Genomic DNA, 21980 nt, shown 5'->3' with positions numbered 1-21980 from the left:
ACGATCAGGACCCGGACAGTGATGACGGCACCCCCGACGCAGAAGACGACAACGCAGAAGACGACGACGAAGACGACGAAGACATCCCGTCGAGCAACGATCGCATGGCGGTGAGAGCCTGCCGTGCCGCGCCCAGCACAGCGTTCAAATCGCCACGTTCAGCAGCCGCCGGCAGCTCCGCAGCATGCCGGAGAACCTCCGCGCGCAGCCCGTCCGCGATCCGGATCCGCTCGGCGAGCGCCTGAGTCTCGGCGCCGGCCATCGCCAGCGCCACCCCGCCTTCCTCACGGTTCCGGCGCAGCTCACGGCGCCGCCGGGTGGCGACACCGGACCACCAGGACGCGAACATCACCGGAGCAAGCACCACACCGACAAGAATCGTGAAAGCGGCGGTGAGCAGCACGAAATCAAGAAAACCCGCCGAGCCTGATCCCATCATCGTGGCGAGCGCCAGCACCGAGAACACCGTCACCGCCGGCGCGATCCAGGTCAGACCGGGCCGCCCACCGCGATCACCGGCGGCGTGCACCGCGACCAGCTCCGCGCCGGCGCTGAACAAAAACAGCCATCCGAGGTCCTGGGACACGACACCGGTGAAGTACAGCAGCGGGCCGAGCCACGCCGTCGCGATCACCACGCCGAGCACCTGCCAGGGAAAACGCCGACGCCACCACAGCGGCGCCGCGTGCACGACCATCGCCACCAGCACCGGCCACCACACCGTCGCCGGCAGCACCTCCGAGGCCAGGCCGCCGAGCGGCAGCAGCAGGACCAGCAGAATCAACCCCGTGTCGAGCACGCCGCGACTGGCCGCCAGCCTTAGGAACCGGCGGCCAGCGGCGCCGGGAACGCCGCGCGGCACCTGCGCGCTGACAACCCAACCCCCTTGGGTACGCGGACCCGCCCGCAAAGTCCCGCCCAGTGCCGCCGCCCGCTCCCGCATCCCGGTGACGCCGCGTCCACCGCCCAGCCCTGTCGCCCCGGCCGTGCCCGCGCCCGGGCCACGGTCCTCGACGAGCAGCTCAGCGCCGGCTTCCGCGTACCCGAAATGGAGCGTGACCGAACCGCCGGGCGCGTAACGCAGGGTGTTGGTGAGCGCCTCGCGCGCGATGCCATGCATCGCCTCGGCGATGTCGGCGGGTGGCTCGCCGTCCGGGAGGCTGAGCGTGACCTGCTGGCCGAGGGTGCTGAAGTCCTGGGCCAGATCGGACAGCATCGGCACGGTCTCGTCGGCCTCCGAGCCGGCCGGCATGATGGTGACGAGGCGGCGCAGCGCACCGAGGGTGTCCCGGCCGGTACGCGCGGCGAACCGCAACGCCTCGTCCCGCAGTTCCGGGCGCTGATCGCCGAGCAGTTGCGCGGCCTGCGCGTTGACCACCACGGATGTGAGGTGATGGGCGGTCAGGTCGTGGAGTTCACGGGCGAGGCGGTGCCGTTCGGCGTCGGCGGCCTCGCGGTGTGCCTGGCGAGCGGCTTCGAGGCGGCGGGCGGCCGCGGCACGGTCGGAGTTCCACCTGCCGCGGACCCGGCCGAGTGCGGCGACGACGACGTAGACACCGGCCATGATGATCGAACCGAACACTCCCTCCCAGGTGACCACCGATTGCCAGATCGCCAGGCCGGCGACGGACAGCAGCGTGGTGCGGGCCGGTTCCCGGACGGCGACGCTGAAGAGCGCGATCATGTCGGCGACCGCGATGATCGTGATGGCGTCACCCTCGACGAACAGGTAATGCCCGTCCGGCGCGGCCAGGGTCGCCCCGGTGATGCCGGCGGCCACGACCGCGAGGGCCGGCAGCGGGCGTTCCCGGCGCAAGCCCAGCCCGGCGCCGGTCACCAGGGTCGCGGCGACGACCGCCACGGCGGCTCCGGCCGGCACCGGATCGCCGCGCAGCAGCGGTAGAACCGGCCAGAAAACGATCTGTGCGGCGGCGAGCAGGGCGGGCAGGATCCACATGGTGGCCCCACAGTAGAGGCCGCTTCTCTATCCATGGTTAGGGGCCGGTTTCCGACCGCGGCCAGATGTCCGGGAGGTGCCCGCGCGGACAGGATTTGGCCCATGACTTCCTACCATCACCTGGCCCGGCCCGCTTCCTGGTGGCGCACCCTTCTCGGCACTCTGTTCATCGTCGTCACCGGACTGGTGGTGGGTAACGGCGGCTATCTGATGGTCACGCTTGCCGCCGAGATCGCCGGCAAGCCCGAGGTCGACGGGTTCCCGAGCTTCGGGCCGCTCACCGACCTGGCGGTGGCGTTCGCAATGATCGCGGTGTTCCTACCGGCGACGCTGCTGGCGGCCCGCTGGTTCCAGCGCCGCCCGGCCGGGACGCTGTCGTCGGTCGCCGGGCGGCTGCGCATCCGCTGGCTGCTGATCTGCCTCGGCGTGGCGGCGGTGGCCGTGCTGTCGGTGGCGTTCCTGGCCTCGCTGCCCGGCTCCTCCCCCGACGACGCCACTGACTTCGCGGGCTGGGGCCCGTTCGCGACCGCAACGATCGTTCTGCTGCTCGTGGTCCCGGTGCAGGCCGCCGCCGAGGAGTACGTCTGCCGTGGCTGGCTGTTGCAGAGCGTCGGCGCCTGGTTCCGCAGCCCGTGGGTGGCGATCCTCCCGCAGGCCGTCATCTTCGGCGCGCTGCACGGCTGGGGCACCCCGTGGGGCTTCGCCGACCTGTTCATCTTCGGCGTCGTGACGGGCTGGCTGACGATCCGCACCGGCGGCCTGGAGGCGGCGATCGCCCTGCACGTCTGCAACAACCTGCTGGGCAGCGTGGTAGCCGCCGCGTTCGGCCAGCTGACCATCGACGAGACCGCCGCCGACCTGCCCTGGTCGATGGCGGCCATCGACGTCGCGATGATCCTGGCGTACGCAGCCGTGATCCTCTGGCTGACCCGCCGTCGCGAGCGAGGGACGAACGCCTATCGCAGCCTCGCGGCCCTGGCCTCCAGATAACGCCGCTCAGCCGCGTTGGCCGTACCCTTGGCCGCCTCGCGGTAGCACCGCAGAGCCGCGGCCGTGTCGCCGGTCCTCTCCAGCAGGTGCGCCCGCACCGAGAGCAACCGATGATGGCCCGCCAGCCGCGGGTCGTCGTCGAGGGTCGCCAGCAGCGCCAGACCGGCGGCCGGCCCGTCGATCTCGGCGAGCGCCACGGCCCGGTTCAGCCGCACCATCGGGTTGGGCGCGAGGCGTTCCAGGATCAGGTAGAGGGCGTACACCTGCCGCCAGTTGGTCGGGCCCTCGTCAGCGTGCGTGGCCGCGATCGCGGCCTGAATCTGATAGGGCCCCAGCGCCTCCGCGCCGAGCGACGTCCGGGCCAGCTGAAGACCCTCGGTGATCATGGCGCGGTCCCACCGGGAGCGGTCCTGCTCGTCCAGCGGAACGAGGTCACCGCTCGGCGTCACCCGCGCGGCCCGGCGCGCGTCGGTGAGCAGCATCAGTGCCAGCAGGCCGGTGACCTCGCCGTCCTTCGGCAGCTGTGCGTGGACCAGCCGGGCCAGCCGGATCGCCTCCCGGGCCAGGTCGACCCGGTCCACCGCGGTGTACCCCTCGTTGAAGATCAAGTAGATCACGTGCAGCACGACCGGAAGCCGCCTGACGTCGACGGCGAAGGCGCTCCCCTTGATCTTCTGCTTCGACCGGCTGATCCGCGCCGCCATCGTCGCCTCCGGCACCAGGAACGCACGGGCGATCTCCGCGGTGGTCAGCCCGCCGACGGCCCGCAGGGTGAGCGTCATCTGCGACGCCGGGGTCAGGGCCGGATGGCAGCAGAGGAAGAGCAACTCCAGGGTGTCGTCGGTGTCCGGAATGTCCGGCTGCTCCACCCGGAACGCTTCTTCCCGCTCACGGCGTGCCTGGTCGCTGCGGATGCGGTCGATGAGCCGCCGGGACGCGACAGTCATGAGCCAGCCGCGCGGATTGTCCGGGACCCCCTCAGCCGGCCACTGCACGGCCGCCGCGACCACGGCCTCCTGCACCGCGTCCTCAGCGCCGTCGAACTGGCCGTACCGCCGCACCAGCGCGCCGAGGACCTGCGGCGTGATCTCCCGCAGCAGGTCCTCGAAGGCGTGGGCCGTCACACCGCGCCCGAAACCGTGGTCACGCTTCCAGCGACCCGTCCGCGAACATCACCTGGCGTACCTCGACGCCCAACCCCTCGATCTTCGCGTCCGGGATCCGCGCCGCCAGCTCGATCGCCCGTTCCCGGCTCTCGCAGTCGACCAGGTAGAAGCCGCCCAGGAACTCCTTAGCCTCCACGAACGGCCCGTCGGTCGCCACCGTCTGCCCGTTGCGCACGGTGACCACGGCGGCCTGCGACGGATCGATCAGAGCGAGCGTGGTGATCAGCTCGCCGGACTCCTTCAGCCCCGCGATGAACGCCTCGTGGCCGGCACCGATAGCCGCCTGCTCCTCGTCGGTCAACGCCTCCAGCAGCGCCGGATTGATAATCATGCTGATGACGAACTTCATGACTCACTCCTCACGTGAGAGAACCTTCGCCCGGTGGTCGGAGCCATCCGTCCCACCTTGACATCCCGCCCCACAAAATCTTTCGGTCACCCTCAGCGGCCTGCTTCCGCTCCTTTTCGGTACGCGTCCGGGGCGCCCCAACCGCAACCACGCCGCCCGTCAGCCCCCGGCCGCGACCACCCATGCCCACTCCAGGCCGCAGCGCGCCCCACCCATCGCGGCCGGCTGCCGGATTTCTTGAGAGGCCGACGGCCCGGCCCGAACGGCTGTACGCCATGGTCGCCGTACCCGACAGCCGGCAGCCATACGCGACAGCCGGCGTCCGGCTGAACACCACGGTTGCTCAGCTGTTGCTCGTGGTCGTGGTGGAGACCTGTCAGCGACCGCAAGCGCCGGCCGACCCCGGGCCGGCCGGTGCCGCTTGCTTGGTGGCGGGGTTGTCGCGGGCGAGCCGTAGCTCAGATAGGTTTTCGCACCCGAATTACAGGTCTGGACTACGGCTCGATGGCCTGAGCCGTAGTCCAGACCTGTTCTGGGGCCCGGATTACGCGTCTGAGCTACGGCTCGCCGCGACGACTCCAAGATCCGTAGTCCGTGACTCGGGATCTCAGCGGGCAAACGGAGAGGCCCGGGCTATTTGTCAACGCGCCGATCCGCAACCCTGGCAGATCTTGGCGAGCTCGGGTCGCTCGAGTTTCGCCAGTTCAGCATGCCGATGTGGCGCGGAGAGCCGGCTGATCACGGTCGGCTACGAGAACCGGGGTGACGGCCCACCGTGGGCTCGGAGCTACGTGACGCGTGGACGGAAGCGCACGCACGCTCGGTGGGGCGTAGCCGGGGTCGCACAGTCGCGGTCCGTGTGACCTCACCACGGCCAGGGCGTTGACCCGGGCACACGATGGCATTACGTGCGACCTGACCCACCCTGCGACAGGCTTCGCCGCGCGACAGGCCCCGACCGGCCCGACTGGTCCGGCTGGTGCGCAGCGCAGCCGGTCATCGAGCCGGTGCCGGCGTGGTTCCTCTACGAGATTCGGGCATCTCAGGCCATCCGGCACCAGTGAATCCTGCGTTCTGGCCGGCCAGAACAAAGCCGCAAATATCTGAGGCCCGTGCCACGAAACTGCCTGACCCGCGCCGCACCGGACGACCCGTGACCTACGGGCTCCGCGCAAATGGCGAAAGTCGAGGGGTCGAAATGCGGGCGGAGCTTGCCAAGATCGCAGCTAACCGGCGGCTGCGGCGGCGCTGGTCAGGCCTCGCGGGTACGCAACGCGGTCAGCACCGCGGTGACCTCGGGGCGTGGGGTGGACGGGCGGCGGACCGCCGCGGTGATCCGGCGGGTCAGCGGCGGGCTCAACGGCCTGGTCGCCACCCGGTAACGCGGGTCCACCGCCAGTTTCGGGAGCAGGGCGATCGAGCGGCCGTTCTCCACGTGCTGCAACGCCAGCATGTAGTTGTTGAACCGGCAGATCACCGTGGGCTCGAATCCCGCCTCCCGGCACAGCCTCGTGGCCAGCTCGGACATGTACGAGCCGGCCACGTCGAAGCTCCACCGCTGGTCGGCGCAGGACTCCAGGGTCACCGCCTCGGCGCCGGCCAAGGGATGCTCCGCGGGCAGGACCAGCACGATCGCGTCCTCGCCGAGCGGGACCAGGTCGATCGCCGGGTCCAGCTCGGCGCCGGCGAAGTCGGCCGTCGTGATGATGAGGTCGACGTCGCCGCGGCGCAGGGCCGGCATGCTCTCGTGCGGCTCCAGCTCCAGCAGGACCACGGAGACGTCCGGATGCCGGGCCGCCAGATGCGCCACCGCCGGTTCGGCCAGGGCGTGGACCGCGCTCTGGAACGCGGCGACCGTGACGGTGCCGGCCGGCTCGTCGGCCAGGCCGCGCAGCTCCGCCTCGGCGGCGTCCATGGCGGCCAGGATCTCCCGGGCCCGGCCGGCCAGCAGCACCCCGGCGGCGGTGAGCCGGACCCGGCGGCCGGTGCGTTCGATCAGCGCGGTACGCGTCTCCCGCTCCAGCGTGGCCAGCTGCTGGGACACCGCGGACGGGCTCAGGTTGCCGCGCTGCGCCACAGCGCGGACCGTGCCGTACGTCGCCAGGTCGGCCAGCAGGCGCAACCGCCACGGATTGAGGGGCACGGTCAGCGACTGTACTGGTTTGCTTAACAGAGCCTTGAGAAATGTGAGATGGACGCTCCCAGCGATCGGCATTTAGCGTCGATTCATGGCTGACAACTTCTGGTCCGACGCCGAGCGTCACCTGGTCCGCTACATCGGGGCGGGACGATTCGTCCCAGAGATCATCGAGCGTGCCGAGGGCAGCTTCGTCCACACCGCCGGCGGCCGCCGCCTGCTCGACTTCACGTCCGGGCAGATGAGCGCCATCCTCGGGCATTCGCATCCGGCGGTCGTCGCCACCATCCAGCGGCAGGCCGCCACCCTCGACCACCTGTTCAGCGGCATGCTCAGCCGCCCGGTGGTCGACTTGGCCCGCCGGCTCGCCGAGTCGCTGCCCGAGCCGCTGAGCAAGGTCCTGCTGCTCACCACCGGCGCCGAGTCCAACGAGGCGGCGATCCGGATGGCGAAACTCGTCACCGGGCGCCACGAGGTCATCTCCTTCGGCCGGTCGTGGCACGGCATGACGCAGGCGGCGGCGAGCGCCACCTACAGCTCAGGGCGCAAGGGGTACGGTCCGGCGGCCCCCGGGAACTTCGCCATCCCCACCCCCAACGCCTATCGGCCGGACTTCACCACACCGGACGGGGAACTCGACTGGCGGCGGCAGCTGGAGTTCTCGTTCGAACTCTTCGACGCCCAGTCGGTGGGCAGCCTCGCCGCCTGCATCGTCGAACCGATCCTCAGCTCCGGCGGGGTGATCGACCTGCCGCCCGGATACCTGGCGGCGCTGCGCGACAAGGTGCACGAGCGCGGCGGCCTGCTGATCCTCGACGAGGCGCAGACCGGCCTGTGCCGCACCGGCGAGTGGTACGCGTTCCAGCGGGACAACGTGGTGCCCGACATCCTCACGCTCTCGAAGACGCTCGGCGCCGGCCTTCCGCTCGCCGCGGTGGTGACGAGCCCGGAGATCGAGCAGACCGCGCACGAGCGGGGATACCTGTTCTTCACCACCCACGTCTCCGACCCTCTCGTGGCCGCGGTCGGTAACACCGTCCTCGATGTATTGGAGGCCGATCAGCTGGACAAGCAGGCTGCCCTGCTGGGGGCGTACACAAGGAAGGGTTTGATCGAGATCGCGGACCGGCACGCCGTGGTCGGGGACGTGCGCGGCCGGGGTCTGCTGGTGGGGCTGGAGCTGGTGCTCGATCGCCAGAGCAAGCGACCGGCGGACGAGATGGGCGCGGCGGTCACGCAGCGCTGCCTGGAACTGGGCCTGCACATGAACGTGGTGCAGCTGCCCGGCATGGGCGGTGTTTTCCGGATCGCGCCGGCGCTGACGTCGACGACCGAGGAGCTGGATCTCGGCCTGGAGATCCTCGACCAGGCGATCGGCGACGTGGCGCCCAGATTCACCTGACGGCTGTCCGTTTGGCGACACGTACCCCAACGGTGCATTGACACCCGTGATGGCTGGGCGCAAGGCTGATGATCGAGCCACAGGGGAGGCCTGGGATGGGTGGATTCATCCTCGGTGCAGCCATCGCGCTCTTCATCGGGATGCGACTGGCTCGCCTGATCGACGGCAACAAGGGCGCTCGCGCCGGATACAAGAAGGCCAAGGGCACCGACCTGGCGGGCGCACGCAAGAAGGCGAACGGCGCGTTCTTCGCGCTGATGCGCTTCGCCTTCCTGCTTATCCTCGTGCTTGCCGCGGTGCTATACGGCTGGATCAGCGCCAACGCGGCGTGATGCCCGGCCGTCCTCCGCGGCGGACAGCAGCGGCCGCAACGACAACGCCAGCAGCGACGCCAGCAGGCATCCGACGACCATCGCAACCACCCAGATCGTTCCCTGTCCGGCGCCGATCAACGGGCCCGCGGTCACCGGCCCGATCACCGAGCTGATGCCCATCAGCATCGTGGTCGAGGCGTTGTACCGCGCTCGCAGCTCGTCGGAGGCGAGCACGTTCGTCACGGCCGGCATGACCGGTTGCAGCAGCGTCTCCCCGCAGGCGAACACGGCCGCGCAGGCGATCACGCAGAGCGCCGCGACAAGTGATCCGCCGCCGGCCAGCCCGCCGACGCCGAGGATCACCCATGACGTGGCGAAGACGACGCCGACCAGGCTCAGGGCGCTGGTCCGGCTGCGGCCTTCGAGGCGTTTCACCACCAGGAGCTGGGCGGCCACGATCGTCACCGTGTTGGCGGCGAGTGCCCAGGCGACGATCTTCGGGGACACTTCGGCGACGCGTACGGAATAAGCGGCGAAACCGACCTCGATCTGTGCGTAACCGCAGGTACTGAGGAAGAGCGCGAACAGCAGCAGCCGCCGGAACGGCCGGTTGCGCAGGACGGTCAGATAGCCGCCGCGCTCCTGCTCGCCAAGAGCGCGCTGCGGCGGGGCGTGCCCGACACCGCGCAGGAGCAGCAGGATCGCGGCCGGCACCAGATAGGTCACCGCGTCGACCAGGTAGACCGCTTGGAACGTGGCCGGCCGGCTGGTGTCCACGATCGCGCCGGCGATCAGGCCGCCGACGCCGATACCCAGGTTGATCAGCATGAACTGCAGCCCGAACGTGCGCTGCCGCTCGTGGTCAGCGGTCAGCGAGGCGAGCAGCGTGGCACCGCCCGGCCAGGTCGGCGCTCCACCGGCGGCCATCACCGCGAGCGCCGCGACGACGGCGGCCGGGTGGTCCGCCAGAGCCAGCACCACGGTGCCGGCGGCCTGGGCCAGAAACCCGGGGATCATCACGCGGCGGGTGCCGAACCTGTCCATCAGCGTGCCGCCGAGCGGCGAACAGATCAGCAGGACCGCGCCGAACCAGCCGATGGCGAAACCCGCGCTGGCGTCGCTGAATCCGCGTACCCCGGTCAGATAGATGAACAGGAACGGCAGGGTCAGGCCGCGCCCGACCGACGAGACGAGAACGCCGGTCAGTAGCCAGCGTGCTTCGCGGCGTTCAGGGAGGGTTTCATGGAGGGTTTGGCGCAACATGAACCGGATTCTGCAGTAAACATCGGACGTTTCGCGCCCCGATTAACGGAAGGCGTGTGGCAGGATCGGTCACCGTGCCGATGAGTCGCCGAGGGATCCTGGGTGCTGCCGCCGGTGTCGCGCTGGTGTCGGGGTGCGGTCAGAGCGCAAGCGCCCGGCGCTTTTCCAGCCTTTCCGAAAAATCGGAAAGGCTGCCCGAGGCTGCGGCGATAAAAGCCGACTACACCGCTCCTCTGAAGACCGTCCTCACGAAATACCTCACCACCACCAAAGCCAACCCCCGGCACCCCACCTACGCCGGTGCCGTAGCCGTGGTCCTTCAGGATGGCAAAGTAGCCGCCAAGATCGCCGTAGGGAACGCCCTCCGCTACAAGGCCGGCCCCATCGAACTCCCCGCCGCCAAGCGCGTGGGCATGCGCACCGACTCGATCTTCGACCTGGCCTCCCTCACCAAGGTCTACACCGCGATCCTGCTGCTCCAGCAGGTTGAGCGCGGCACCGTCGACCTCGACGCCCCCGTGATCGAATACCTCCCCGGATTCACCGGCAAGGGCAAGAGCAAGGTCACGGTACGCATGCTGCTGACCCACACCAGCGGCCTGCCGGTCGGCGCGAATGTGAAGAACGTCCTCGGCACTCCCCTGGTCGCCGGTGCGACACCGGGCAGAACGTTCCGCTACACCAGCACCGGTCTGATGGTCGCCGCCGAGCTGGTCGAGAAGACCACCGGCACCAGCCTCGACAAAGCGCTCAAGATCGGCATCACCGGCCCGCTCGGCCTGTCCACCACCGGCTTCACCCCGCTGAAGTGGCTGTCCAAAGCTGATCAGGCCAAGCGCCTGGTCGCCACCGACGCGCGCAGCTCCCGAGGCCTGCTGCGCGGCATCGTCCACGACGACGTCGCCAACAGACTGGGTGGCGTGATCGGCAGCGCCGGCATCTTCGGCACCGCTCACGAGGTGGCGGTCATCGGTCAGCTGCTACTGAACGGCGGCACCTACAACGGCAAGCGCATCCTGGCCGAGACCACCGTGAAGCAGATGCTCACCAACCAGAACAGGGGCCTGCCCGCGGTCGACCCGGACCGTCCCGGCAGACCGTCGGACCACGGCCTCGGGGTGACACTGCGGCAGCCCTGGTTCATGGGCAAGCTGTCCACGCCGTCGACGTTCGGCCACACCGGCTTCACCGGCACCTCGCTGCTGGCCCATCCCGGACATCGCCTGGTCCTGGCGCTGCTGACCAACCGCGCCCACCCGAACTGGAGCTGGGCCAACCCCGATCCCATGCGCGCCGAGGTGGCAAACGTCCTGGCCCAGCACCTCTGACCCCGGCAGGACAGGGCTGCCGGGGCCGATTTCTCCGGTTAGCCGGATCAAGTCCGCTTGGCAGTGCGAACGTGAGTCGGTGACCCGTTCTCGCTGGCTGACCGATCGGCGCGTCGGCACGAAGATCATGTTCGCGGTGCTGGTCGTCGCGCTGCTCGGCGTCGCCGACGGCCTGTTCGCGATGGGCAGCCTCGGTGAGACCAACGACCAGGTGAAGGCCGGTTATCAGCACAGCCTGGAACTGGAGACGATCGGCAACCTGCGCAGCGCGGTGAACCGCAGCTGGCTGGCGGTCAGCGACGGCCTGCTCGCCACCGACACCGCAGCCCGGACCACCGCGACCGAGGCCCTGGCCGCCGCCGAGGACGACGTCGACGGATACGCGGACACCTACGACGGGTACCCGATCGACACCGAAGCCGCCGGTGCACTCACCGCGTTCCGTACCGCCTGGTCCAGCTATCGCGACGTTCTGGAGAACACTCTGCTGCCGCTGGCCGCGACCGGCACCCGTACCCAGGTCAACGCGGTCCGCACCGAGCAGATCGCCCCGCTCATGACCGAGGTACGCACCCAGCTCACCGCCCTCGCCGACCTGACCGTCGCGGGCACCGCCGAGCAGGAGAGCAGCGCGGAGAGCCTGTACCAGTCCACCAAGTGGCGGGTCACGATCATGCTGAGCCTCAGCGCGCTGATCGGCGTGGCCCTGGCGGTGTCGACGAGCCAGATGATCGTACGCCCGCTGTCGCGCTGCGTGGCCGTGCTGCACCGGATCCGCGACGGTGACCTGACCGCCCGCGCCGACGTCGCCGGCAACGACGAGGTGGGCCAGATGGCCGACGCCCTGAACCACACCGCCGAGGCGATGGACCAGATGGTCGGCCGGGTACGCGACAGCGCCGACGTCCTGGCCTCCGCCTCCGAGGAGCTCTCCGCCGTCTCGTCCGAACTGTCGGTCTCCGCCAAGGAGACGTCCGCACAGGTCAGCACGGTCTCCGAGTCGGCCGGGCGGGTGTCCGACGGCGTACAGGCGGTGTCGGCCGGCGCCGAGGAGATGGGCGTGTCGATCCGGGAGATCGCCAACAGCGCGAACGAGGCAGCCGGCGTCGCCGCCGACGCGGCCCGCACGGCCGAGACCACCAACTCCAGCGTGGCCCGGCTCGGTGAGGCGTCCACCCAGATCAGCACGGTCGTCGCGCTGATCACCTCGATCGCCGAACAGACGAACCTGCTCGCCCTGAACGCCACGATCGAGGCGGCGCGGGCCGGCGAGATGGGCAAGGGCTTCGCCGTTGTCGCCGCCGAGGTCAAGGATCTGGCTCAGGAGACCGCCCGGGCCACCAGCGAGATCACCGCCCAGGTCGCGGCGATCCAGGCCGAGTCCGACGGCGCGGTCCACGCCATCGGGCAGATCGCCCAGGTCATCGCCACGATCAACGACTACGCCACGACGATCGCCGCCGCGGTGGAGGAGCAGACCGCCACGACGGCCGAGATCGCCCGCAGCGTCGGCCAGGCCGCCGAGGGCGCGCACGCGATCGCCGACAACATCGCGGGGGTCGCTCAGGTCGCTCAGCAGGTCACCTCCGGTGCGTCGGACACCCGGAAGACGGCTGCCGAGCTGGCTCGGACGGCCGCTGATCTTCAAGCCACGGTTTCCGCGTACCGAACCTGACGCTTTTTGAATCTGACAGGCAGTGACAGTTCCTCCCAAGAATGATCACCGCGGCCTATCGTCGGGCCGGTGACTGTCCGAGACGAGATCCGGGACTTCCTGCTGTCGCGCCGCGCGCGGATCTCCCCCGAGCAGGCCGGGCTGCCCCGGCACGGTGACCGCCGGGTCGCGGGACTGCGCCGTGAGGAGGTCGCGCAGCTGGCCGGGATCAGCGTCGAGTACTACACGCGCCTGGAACGCGGCAACGCGCGCGGTTACTCCACCGAGGTCCTCGAAGCCGTCTGCCGGGCGCTGCAGCTCAACGACGCCGAACGCGAGCACCTGTTCGACCTGGTGCAGACCCCGGCGGCGCCGGATCCGGCCAGCACGGTGCGGCCCGGTCTGCAACGCCTGCTCGATGCGATGACCACAACGCCCGCATACATCTGGAACCGCCGCCTGGACATCGTGGCCGCCAATCCGCTCGGCCGTGCCCTGTTCGCGCCGCTCTTCGACAGCGCGCTTTTCGACGGCCCGCTTTTCGACGGCCCGCTTTTCGACGGCCCGCTTTTCGACGGCCCGCTTTTCGCCGGCCCGCTTTTCGCCGGCCCGCATCGGCCGGTCAACCAGGCCCGGTTCCTGTTTCTCGACCCGTCCGCGCCGGTGTTCTTTCCCGAGTGGGAGCTGCTCACACACGATGCCGTCGCGGTGCTGCGCACCACTTCCGGTCGCCAGCCCGGCGACGATCGGCTGGCCTCCCTGGTGGCCGAGCTCGCTGCGGCCAGCCCCGCTTTCCATGATCTTTGGAGCGAGTACGACGTACGGCACAGGCGCACCGGTGTGAAGCACTTCAATCATCCGGTGGCCGGGCCGATGACCGTCGACTTCGAGTCGATGACCCTGCCCACCCACCCGGGCCTGCGCCTTTCCGCAGGAACCGCCGAACCGGGGTCGCCCTCGGCGGCAGCGCTGCAGTTCCTCGCGAACTGGGCACCAGCTATGACGACAGGATCAGAATGACAAAATCCGCACTGCTCGTGATGGACGTCCAGCTGGCCGTGGTGGCCCGTTACCCGGACCCGGACTATCTGCCCCGGCTGCGTACCGTGATCGCCGGGGCCCGGGCGGCCGGCCTGCCGGTGATCTACCCGGTGGTGGGTTTCCGGCCGGGAGCGCCCGAGGTGGACCCCCGCAACCGGATGTTCGGCGGGCTTCGCGGCCGCGACATCCCGGCGGCCGCGAACGACGTGCACCCCGAGGTCGCCCAGGAGCCTGGCGACATCGTCGTCACCAAGCGGCGGGTGTCCGCGTTCGCCGGCAGCGACCTGGACATGCTGCTGCGCGCCCAGCGCATCGAACACCTGGTGCTGACCGGCATCGCCACCAGCGGCGTGGTCCTGTCCACGCTGCGGCAGGCCGCCGACCTGGACTACGAGATCACCGTGCTGGCCGACGGCTGCCTCGACAACGACCCCGAGGTGCACGCGGTGCTGACCGAGCGGGTTTTCCCGGCACAGGCCGAGGTGCTCACGGCCGGCAGCTGGCTGTCAGCTGTCTCCCCTGCGGTGGCGTAACACCAGCACCACGACGACCGTCACCGCGGCCAGGTCGGCCACGATCAGCGCCGCGGTCGGTCCGAGGAACAACCCGACGAACGGCAGCGCCAGGAACACGGTCACCAGCAGCAGCGGCACGATCGGGAACGGGCGGTCGCGCGGGGCCCGCCGGGCGCGCATCCGGCGGGCGAACGCCGGGTCGCCGGTGACCAGCCGCTGCTCGATCTCCGCGAGTGCGCGGCGATCCTTTTCCTCCAGCATGGCTACAAGCACTACCACCGGGGACTAGGAAATGGTCTGGATGCGGGGATCCAGCCCGAAATGCGGTGAGACAAGCCTATAACAGGGGGTGAGCTAGAGATCTTCGTGTGCCAAGCTGAGGAGCTTGCATGACCACCGTCGCCCCACGGCCGACCGTTACACGACCCCGAGCGGTACGCCGGCAGGTGAAGGGTTCGGCCCTTGCCCGGATCATTCGCACCACTGATGCGAAGCAGATCGGCATCATGTACATGATCACCTCGGTGATCTTCTACATGGTCGGCGGCCTGATGGCGCTGCTGATGCGCGCGGAGCTGGCCCGCCCGGGCATGCAGATCCTCTCGCCGGAACAGTTCAACCAGCTGTTCACCATGCACGGCACGGCGATGCTGCTGTTCTTCGCGACGCCGATCGTGTTCGCGTACGGCAACTACGTCGTACCGATCCAGATCGGCGCGCCGGACGTGGCGTTCCCCCGGCTGAACGCGTTCGCGTACTGGCTGTACCTGTTCGGCACGCTGACCGCGATGAGCGGGTTCATCACACCGGGTGGCGCGGCCGACTTCGGCTGGTTCGCGTACTCGCCGCTGAGCGACTCGCTGCACTCGCCCGGCATCGGCGGCAACGCCTGGGTCGTCGGCCTGGCGATCTCCGGCCTCGGCACGATCCTCGGATCGGTCAACCTGATCACCACGATCCTGACCCTGCGCGCGCCCGGCATGACGATGTTCCGGATGCCGATCATGTGCTGGAACATGCTGGTCACGGCGCTGCTCGCGGTGATGGTCTTCCCATTCCTGGCGGCGGCGCTGTTCGCCCTGGCGGCCGACCGGGTGCTCGGCGCGCACGTCTTCGACTCGGCGACCGGCGGGCCGATGCTCTGGCAGCACCTCTTCTGGTTCTTCGGTCACCCCGAGGTGTACATCATCGCGCTGCCGTTCTTCGGCATCATCACCGAAGTGGTGCCGGTCTTCAGCCGCAAGCCGGTCTTCGGTTACAAGGGCCTGGTCGCCGCGACCCTGCTGATCGGCGCGCTGTCGATGAGCGTGTGGGCACACCACATGTTCGCCACCGGCCAGGTGCTGCTGCCCTTCTTCAGCTTCCTCAGCTTCATGATCGCCGTACCGACGGGCATGAAGTTCTTCGTCTGGATCGGCACCATGTGGCGCGGCCAGATCAGCTTCGAGTCGCCGATGCTGTGGGCGGTCGGCTTCATGGTCACGTTCCTGTTCGGCGGCCTCTCCGGCGTGCTGCTGGCGGCCCCGCCGATCGACTTCCACGTCTCCGACTCGTACTTCGTGATCGCGCACTTCCACTACGTGCTCTTCGGCACCATCGTGTTCGCCGTGTTCTCCGGCATCTACTTCTGGTTCCCCAAGATGTACGGCCGCTACCTGGACGAACGCCTCGCCAAGATTCACTTCTGGCTCACCATGATCGGCTTCCACAGCACGTTCCTGGTCCAGCACTGGCTCGGCACCAAGGGCATGCCCCGCCGGTACGCCGACTACCTGCCGTCCGACGGGTTCACCTTCCTGAACACGTTCTCCTCGATCGGCTCCTTCATCCTCGGCATCGCCACGCTGCCGTTCGTCTACAACGTGTGGAAGTCCTACAAGATCGGCGTCGTGGTCACCGCGAACGACCCGTGGGGTCACGGCAACTCCCTCGAGTGGGCCACCACCACCCCGCCCCCGCTGCGCAACTTCGACCACATGCCCCGGATCCGCTCCGAGCGCCCCGCCTTCGACGAGAAGTTCCCGCACCTGGCGGCCGGCGAGCAGTCCCTGGCCGGCCCGCCCGAGGGCGGCGCCCGCCCGCTGACCTCGGAGTCCGACGGCGGCGCCACCTACAAGGAAGACCGCAGCGGCCGCAAGAAGCGCTGACCCGCCCACCTGCGTCAGGCGGCTGCCCGATCCGGGCGGCCGCCTGACGCGTTCCCACAGCCGAAGTTCCCGGCCCAGCCCGGCCCAGCCCGGCGCGGCCCGGCGCGGCCCGGCCCAGCCCAGCGCGGCCCGGCCCAGCCCAGCCCAGCCCAGCGCGGTGTGTTGATTTAGGGTTCGATCCGCACCCAATGTCCACACGCACGCGACGAAACGGCTGCTGCGTGTCGACTCCAGGTTCGAATCGAACCCTAAATCAACACGCTGTCGAGCTGTCGAGCTGTCGAGCTGTCGGGCTGTGGCGGAGTCGGCTCCGCGGAGCGCGGTTCACCGGAGTGTTTTGTCGCTCTGCGTGCCGTGCACGCGGGCATCACATGCCGATCTTGGAAACTGAGGGTGCCTGGAGGCCCCACCATGCTTCATACATCGGCTACCGGCCTGCCTCGCCCTGACAGCGCGTAACCCTCCGCAACTAGGAGCTTCCAAGATCGCGGATCGGCTGCCTCGGCCCGCTCCACGCAACAGTGACAGCCAGCCAATTCAGTGGGCGGCATCGTGGGCCGGCGCGCCGGCGATCAACAACGGTCGAGCCGCCTCTCGACGTGCGGCCACTCCGCGGTCTTTGAGGCTTCTGACTGCGGAGTGTTTCTCATCGTCACGGCGAGGCGAGCCGCGGGCACGACATACAGAGCGACGAAGCAGGTCGCCGGCGACCTCGAACCGCCGCTCTGCAGGGCGGCTCCGCCGCAGCCCCAAAGCGGGGTGCGATGCGAACCTGAAGTCGACACGCAGCAGCCGTTTCGAGGCGAGCGTGTCGACACCAGGTGCGGATCGCACCCTAAGTCAACACACTGGATGGGACGTCTAGGCTGGTCTTGTGGGTGGGAACGATGCGAGCGCTGCCGGCCTGACCTATGCGGAGGTCGGGGCGACCCGCGACGACCGGATGCCGGCCGGGTACGCGCATGTGGAGCGTGACGTCTCGATCGGCAGCGGGCAGGCGGTGTTCGAGAAAGCCGTCGACGCGGTGTTCAGCTGGCAGATGCACCGGGGCGCGGGGCTGCGGGTCAGCGCCGGCACCCCGAGAGCCGCGGACGGCGCTGTCGTGACACCCCGCGCGGGGTTCCTCAAGATCCCGTGCCGGGTCGTCTACACGATCGAAACCGGCAACCGGCGTGGGTTCGCCTACGGGACTATGCCGGGGCATCCGGAGCGTGGCGAGGAAGCGTTCATGGTCGAGCTGACCGCGACGGGTGACGTCCGCGTCCAGATCAGGGCGTTCAGCCGGCCGGCCACGCTTCTCGCGCGGGCCGGCGGTCCGTTCACCCGCATGGTCCAGGAGTTCGTGACGGACCGCTATGTGAAAGCGGTCAGGGCAGCTTCCGGGCGATGAGCAGCCGGCACCGCGGCTCCGGCAGAACCGCCACCGTGACGGTGAAGCCGGCCGCTGTCAGGTCGCGCTGCACCGCCGCGACGGGCGTCGTGCGGTAATACATCACGAACGGCGGGCGGATCACCGCGTTACGCAGGCGCATCGCGGTGTCGAAGCCGAGGGTGGCCCAGTGCCAGGGTGAGGTGACCGGTGGCGCTTCCCCGAGGGGCAGCGCGAACACGCCGCCCGGGCGCAGCGCCCGGTGCACGCCGGCGAAGAGCGCGGGTCGCTCGGACGGCAGGAAATGGCCGAGCGCCCCGAAACTCACTGCCAGGTCGAACTCGCCGTCGAACGGCAGATCCCGGGCGTCGGCCCTGACCAGCGTCGCCTCCGGGCAGGCCTGGCCCGCCTGGGCGAGCATGCCGGCGCTGAAGTCGACGCCGGTGATCCCGTCCGGGCACAGATCCCGCAGCACGGACAGCCCGGCGCCGGTGCCGCAGCAGACGTCCAGCCCTTTGCCGAATGGGCCGAGGCCGCTCACATAAGTCGCTGTCGCGTCGAGCAGCGACGAAGGCGTACGAAAGGGGGTGTGGTCGAATTTTGGGGCAAGCAGGTCGTAACCACGCTCGACCGACGACAGCGCCTGCACGCAGAGTTCACGCAGCGACGGACCGCGGGGTGAGAACACGGGCCGAGCCTACTGGGTGATGTCATAGCTGGTGGGGCCGCCACGATCGGCCCGGACCGGCTGTGGCACGGTCTTCGCCATGGATCTCACCTTGATCGTCGGCCCGATGAAGGGCGGCAAGTCGCTGGAAATGATCAGCCTGCTGTCGCCGCTTCAGCATGCCGGCATTCCGCACCGCATCTACCAGTCGGCGCGGCACGGGCGGGACACCGCTGTCACCTCGCGTTCCGGTGGAAGCCTGCAGACCGTCAAGGTGAACAGCCTGGCCGGCGCGGCCGAGGGTGACGTCGAGGTGATCGGCGTCGACGAGATCCACATGTTCACCGTCGACGACATCGCGGTCCTGGGTGTCGCGGTGCGGGCCGGCATCAAGGTGGTCGTCGCCGGGATCGACCTGGATCACCGGGGCCAGCTGTTCGCCCCGGTACGCGCACTGTTCGAACTGGCCCCGGAAAAGGTGATCTATCGACGGGCGGTCTGTGACGTGTGCCGTTCACTGGACGCCACCCACACGCAGGTTCTGGAGAGCGGCAAACCGTTCATCCGGGAGCTGGCACCGTCCACGGCGTTGCCGGACGACGGCACGTACACCTACGAGGCCCGCTGCCGCCGCTGCGTCGTCCTTCCCTGACAATCAGGACAAGATCAGACCCACCTGCTTTGGGTACGCGAGATGCGGAAAATGCCCACCCTCCAGCACCGTGATCTCAAGTTTCGGCAGGGCGCTCCGGAGCCATTCCGCGTACCCAGGGCTGGGCGGTGACGTGGTCACCCAGCTGTAGCTGATCTCCCGGTCGGCAAGGACCGTCAGGTCCTTGCGGCGCTCCTCCTGGATCTCCGCGTCGGTGCTGCGCAAGATCTCCTCCCAGTACCCGAGGAGCAGGTCAGCGCGGGGGCGTGAGGTGCGTTCGATGAGCGCCCAGGCGGCGGTGGGCAGCGAGTCGATGCCCATGCCGTCGAGTAGTTTGTCCCAGATCGGCCGCCAGGCGGGGCTGCGCAGCTCGGGCTCGGCGTCCCTGATCAGCGTGCCGAAGTCGCCGGGCAGCAGTGGCTGATCGAGGTTGACGACGCCGCGCGCGGGGTGCCGGGCGGCGAAGGTCGTGGCGATCACGGCGCCGACGGAGTGACCGACAATGATCGGTGAATCGAGCCCGGCGGCGAGGACGGCACGCTGCACGAGATCGGCGACGGCCGTCATCCGATAGGTGGACTGGCTCGGCGACTGGCCGTGGCCGGGCAGGTCGAGCGTGAGGACGCGGCGGCCGGGCAGCTCGGCCAGCAGCGGCGCCCACTGCCGGCGGTCGAACGTGAGCCCGTGCAGAAAGACGAGCGGTGGTTTGTCCCCCACCGGCCCGCCCAAAGTTCCCGCTAATTCGTCAAAAATCGCCATTTATCTTCTCCAGCCGTTCCGTCGACAGGTCACGTCGTGTGGAGCGGAAAGTTCGGCCTGATGGCATCGCACCGGAACGGGACACCCCGTGCCTGACCCCGGCGCACCACCCTAAACCCTCGCAATCGCCGATGACAGCCCAAACGGCCGAGGTCACGCCAGCAGCTCTCCGATCGCCATGTCGTTGTTCGCGTGCTCGGCGAGGAACTCCATGAGTTCGCGGTGCACGAAGATGTAACTGTCCGCACCGACCTGCCGCAGCTGCAGGCACTGGACCATGTAGTCGAGGAACGGCAGGTACGGGCGCGGCACCACCTGGCGGTACGCGAGCGCGCGACGCATCAGGTACTGCTCGATCGTCTGGGTGCCGCCACCGGACATGATCCCGCAGATCAGGACGACAAACGTCGTCGTCACGATGAGTCCGCCGGTCCACGTCCGGGGCAGTTCCGCGAGCGACGCCACGGCGCCCGCGATCGTGCCGCAGATCGCCCCGGTCATCGCTGCCACGCCGCTCGCATAACGCAGGCAGGCTCGCAGGCGTGGACTCGGCACCTCCGTGCGCACCCTGCCCGATCGCAGCGGCAGGTCGACGAGCCGCCACCCCACCTCCATCGTGACCAGGCTCGCCAGCAGCACGATCGCCGCGGCGCCCAGCCCGTAGATCAGCCCCAGCCCGAGCGAGTTTCGCACGCCGAGGAACAGGCCGGCAGCCGCGGCCACTCCGGCCGCCAGGAACGGTGGCCGCTGCTCCCGGATGCTGAGCCCGAAGAGGAATGTGCTGAACACGGCGCTCGGCAGACTCTCGTTCGGCAGCGCCGGAAGATCGGCCTCGATGCTGCGCCGGCGCTCCTCCGGAAAGACGAGAGTGCCCAGCTCGGAGTAACCGAACCTGCGGTAGAAGTACGGCAGGATCAGCAGGGCCGCGAACGCCGCCGCACCGAACGCTCCCGGAACCCCGAGCAGGTTCCCGCCGATCGCGGCGGACAGCCCGATGGAGACGATGACGCCGACGATCTTCGCGAGCCGGTTGAGCTGCCACAGCAGCACGTCGACCGACCAGTCGTCGGTGACCGAATCCAGCGTCACCACGGTCTGGCTGCCGGACGTCAGATTCTCGGCGAGCGCCGCCAGATAGCCGGCGGCACGCCGGGCCGGATAGCGTGGATCCGCCCGCCGGCGCAGCATGATCCGCACGTACTGCTGGTACAGCCCGCGCCGCCCGGCCTGACCGGGCACCGGGTCGGAACCGTAGGCAAGCATCATGACGCTCAGCAGCAGCGGCGACCCGGCCAGTTCCCACAGCTGCGCGTCGGCGTCCAGGGCCGCGCGCACATGCCTGAGCCGGTCGCCGGCCCGGTCCAGGTACGCCTCCAGCTGCGGCCGGGTGAGCGGCGCGATCACCACGGTCCCGTAGTAGGCCACCCGCGCCTTGAGGGTCCGGTACTCGTCAGCCCGGCAGCACAGCGCACTCCCGACCAGCGTGTGATCGGCGTGGAATCGGTTGATCGCCGTCGCGCACGCGTCGCGGTGCTCGGCCGCGACCTCGTCCAGCCCGTCGAAGAGCGGCAGGATGTTTTGCGAGGTCACCCACTCCGCGGCGAGCGTACGCGGCATCCGGTACTGCTCGGTCAGCTGCTCGACGATCCACTCGGCGATCGGTTGCCGGCGGGTCGCCCAGGCAGCGAGCGGCAGAACCACCGGCACCGGGCTGGTCCGGTCCTGATCGGCGCGTTCCAGCAGCGTGCGGGCCAGCTCCAGCAGCATTGTCGTCTTGCCGGAACCCGGGTCGCCGAGAATGACCACGTTGCGGTCGAGGCGGTCGAAGATGACGGCCATGCCGGTGCCGGGCGGGAAAGCCACGGCCGCACCGTCCGGACGGGCCACCGCGATGTCCCACGGGTGCCCGCCGGTGTGGATGGTGGCGGTGAGGTCCAGCTCGATCCGGGCCTCCTGGTACAGCGACCGCTCCAGCAGGTTCTCGATCCAATAACGACGGACGCGATCGATCAGGATCCGGCGCGCCACCTCCGGATGCCGGACGTCCGGGGCGGCCGGCTCATCGCGTCCGCGCAGCTCGACGACGATGAGCGTGATCACGAGAACGACGGCCGCCGGCCACGCCAGCCAGAGGTACGGCTCCCATGTCTCCGGCAGCACCCCGGTGGCGATGTTGGTGGCGGCCCCGAGCAGCGCTACGCCCAGAACCGACAGGACGAGTTGGCTGCCGCGTTTCACGATGTCATCGATATCGTGCCGGGGCCGCCGCC

General features: G+C 69.4%; 19 protein-coding genes. 10 read left to right on the top strand and 9 right to left on the bottom strand.

Annotated features, from left to right (window positions below; translation table 11 throughout):
• Positions 1-4: 4 nt before the first annotated feature.
• Positions 5-1957 (bottom strand): sensor histidine kinase, encoded by a 1953-nt coding sequence (locus tag ACQP2E_RS15485; protein ID WP_433832188.1) that lies wholly within the window; start codon positions 1955-1957, stop codon positions 5-7.
• A 102-nt stretch (positions 1958-2059) separates the two neighbouring features.
• Here ACQP2E_RS15485 and ACQP2E_RS15480 point away from each other — a divergent pair, with 102 nt between their 5' ends.
• Positions 2060-2947 carry a lysostaphin resistance A-like protein gene (locus ACQP2E_RS15480; protein WP_433832186.1) on the top strand — a complete coding sequence of 296 codons (888 nt, stop codon included), beginning with the start codon at positions 2060-2062 and terminating at the stop codon, positions 2945-2947.
• On the opposite strand, the gene ACQP2E_RS15475 is transcribed toward ACQP2E_RS15480, so the two are convergent.
• The 3 genes from ACQP2E_RS15475 to ACQP2E_RS15465 form a co-directional block, all read right to left on the bottom strand.
• Positions 2914-4071: an RNA polymerase sigma factor gene (locus ACQP2E_RS15475; RefSeq protein ID WP_433832184.1), complete on the bottom strand. Its 1158-nt coding sequence runs from the start codon at positions 4069-4071 to the stop codon at positions 2914-2916. The two genes, ACQP2E_RS15480 and ACQP2E_RS15475, sit on opposite strands and share 34 nt — an antisense overlap.
• 19 nt (positions 4072-4090) lie before the next feature.
• Positions 4091-4462, bottom strand: a complete 372-nt coding sequence (locus ACQP2E_RS15470) for a YciI family protein (protein ID WP_433832182.1) — start codon at positions 4460-4462, stop codon at positions 4091-4093.
• Positions 4463-5714: 1252 nt separating this feature from the next.
• A complete protein-coding gene (locus ACQP2E_RS15465; RefSeq protein ID WP_433832180.1) occupies positions 5715-6605 on the bottom strand; it encodes a LysR family transcriptional regulator in 891 nt (296 codons plus the stop codon).
• An 85-nt stretch (positions 6606-6690) separates the two neighbouring features.
• Here ACQP2E_RS15465 and ACQP2E_RS15460 point away from each other — a divergent pair, with 85 nt between their 5' ends.
• Together ACQP2E_RS15460 and ACQP2E_RS15455 are read left to right on the top strand one after the other, a co-directional pair.
• A complete protein-coding gene (locus ACQP2E_RS15460) occupies positions 6691-8001 on the top strand; it encodes an aspartate aminotransferase family protein (protein WP_433832178.1) in 1311 nt (436 codons plus the stop codon).
• A gap of 95 nt (positions 8002-8096) precedes the next feature.
• Complete coding sequence (locus tag ACQP2E_RS15455) at positions 8097-8333, top strand: hypothetical protein (protein WP_433832176.1); 237 nt, start codon at positions 8097-8099, stop codon at positions 8331-8333.
• Here ACQP2E_RS15455 and ACQP2E_RS15450 read toward each other — a convergent pair.
• Entirely contained in the window at positions 8301-9578 is a 1278-nt protein-coding gene (locus ACQP2E_RS15450; protein WP_433832174.1) for an MFS transporter, read from the bottom strand. The two genes, ACQP2E_RS15455 and ACQP2E_RS15450, sit on opposite strands and share 33 nt — an antisense overlap.
• A gap of 80 nt (positions 9579-9658) precedes the next feature.
• On the opposite strand from ACQP2E_RS15450, the gene ACQP2E_RS15445 reads away from it, so the two are divergent.
• The 4 genes from ACQP2E_RS15445 to ACQP2E_RS15430 all read left to right on the top strand — a co-directional run bounded on the left by ACQP2E_RS15445 (position 9659) and on the right by ACQP2E_RS15430 (position 14134).
• The gene (locus tag ACQP2E_RS15445) at positions 9659-10906 is read left to right on the top strand and encodes a serine hydrolase domain-containing protein (RefSeq protein ID WP_433832172.1); all 1248 of its coding nucleotides are present in this window, start codon (positions 9659-9661) and stop codon (positions 10904-10906) included.
• Between the two features lie 79 nt (positions 10907-10985).
• Positions 10986-12581: a methyl-accepting chemotaxis protein gene (locus ACQP2E_RS15440; protein WP_433832170.1), complete on the top strand. Its 1596-nt coding sequence runs from the start codon at positions 10986-10988 to the stop codon at positions 12579-12581.
• A gap of 69 nt (positions 12582-12650) precedes the next feature.
• The gene (locus ACQP2E_RS15435) at positions 12651-13580 is read left to right on the top strand and encodes a helix-turn-helix domain-containing protein (RefSeq protein ID WP_433832168.1); all 930 of its coding nucleotides are present in this window, start codon (positions 12651-12653) and stop codon (positions 13578-13580) included.
• Positions 13577-14134, top strand: a complete 558-nt coding sequence (locus ACQP2E_RS15430; protein ID WP_433832166.1) for a cysteine hydrolase family protein — start codon at positions 13577-13579, stop codon at positions 14132-14134. The genes ACQP2E_RS15435 and ACQP2E_RS15430 overlap by 4 nt, the downstream gene beginning before the upstream one ends.
• On the opposite strand, the gene ACQP2E_RS15425 is transcribed toward ACQP2E_RS15430, so the two are convergent.
• A complete protein-coding gene (locus tag ACQP2E_RS15425; RefSeq protein WP_433832164.1) occupies positions 14108-14395 on the bottom strand; it encodes a DUF3040 domain-containing protein in 288 nt (95 codons plus the stop codon). The two genes, ACQP2E_RS15430 and ACQP2E_RS15425, sit on opposite strands and share 27 nt — an antisense overlap.
• A gap of 110 nt (positions 14396-14505) precedes the next feature.
• Here ACQP2E_RS15425 and ctaD point away from each other — a divergent pair, with 110 nt between their 5' ends.
• Both ctaD and ACQP2E_RS15415 read left to right on the top strand, forming a co-directional pair.
• Complete coding sequence (gene ctaD / locus ACQP2E_RS15420; RefSeq protein WP_433832162.1) at positions 14506-16263, top strand: aa3-type cytochrome oxidase subunit I; 1758 nt, start codon at positions 14506-14508, stop codon at positions 16261-16263.
• An 874-nt stretch (positions 16264-17137) separates the two neighbouring features.
• Entirely contained in the window at positions 17138-17653 is a 516-nt protein-coding gene (locus ACQP2E_RS15415; protein ID WP_433832160.1) for a DUF1990 family protein, read from the top strand.
• Here the strand turns inward: ACQP2E_RS15415 and ACQP2E_RS15410 are convergent.
• On the bottom strand, positions 17631-18320 hold the full coding sequence (locus tag ACQP2E_RS15410) for a class I SAM-dependent methyltransferase (protein WP_433832158.1): 690 nt from the start codon (positions 18318-18320) through the stop codon (positions 17631-17633). The two genes, ACQP2E_RS15415 and ACQP2E_RS15410, sit on opposite strands and share 23 nt — an antisense overlap.
• A gap of 79 nt (positions 18321-18399) precedes the next feature.
• On the opposite strand from ACQP2E_RS15410, the gene ACQP2E_RS15405 reads away from it, so the two are divergent.
• On the top strand, positions 18400-18951 hold the full coding sequence (locus ACQP2E_RS15405) for a thymidine kinase (protein WP_433832156.1): 552 nt from the start codon (positions 18400-18402) through the stop codon (positions 18949-18951).
• Between the two features lie 3 nt (positions 18952-18954).
• Here ACQP2E_RS15405 and ACQP2E_RS15400 read toward each other — a convergent pair whose 3' ends face one another.
• Positions 18955-19668: an alpha/beta fold hydrolase gene (locus ACQP2E_RS15400; protein ID WP_433832154.1), complete on the bottom strand. Its 714-nt coding sequence runs from the start codon at positions 19666-19668 to the stop codon at positions 18955-18957.
• Between the two features lie 195 nt (positions 19669-19863).
• Complete coding sequence (locus ACQP2E_RS15395) at positions 19864-21948, bottom strand: NACHT domain-containing protein (protein WP_433832152.1); 2085 nt, start codon at positions 21946-21948, stop codon at positions 19864-19866.
• Between the last annotated feature and the right edge of the window lie 32 nt (positions 21949-21980).

This window comes from Actinoplanes sp. CA-015351 (assembly GCF_050955685.1).
In the GTDB taxonomy this organism is placed as follows: domain Bacteria; phylum Actinomycetota; class Actinomycetes; order Mycobacteriales; family Micromonosporaceae; genus Actinoplanes.
Note: the sequence above shows the minus strand (reverse complement) of the source record. Positions and strands in the feature narration are given on the sequence as shown.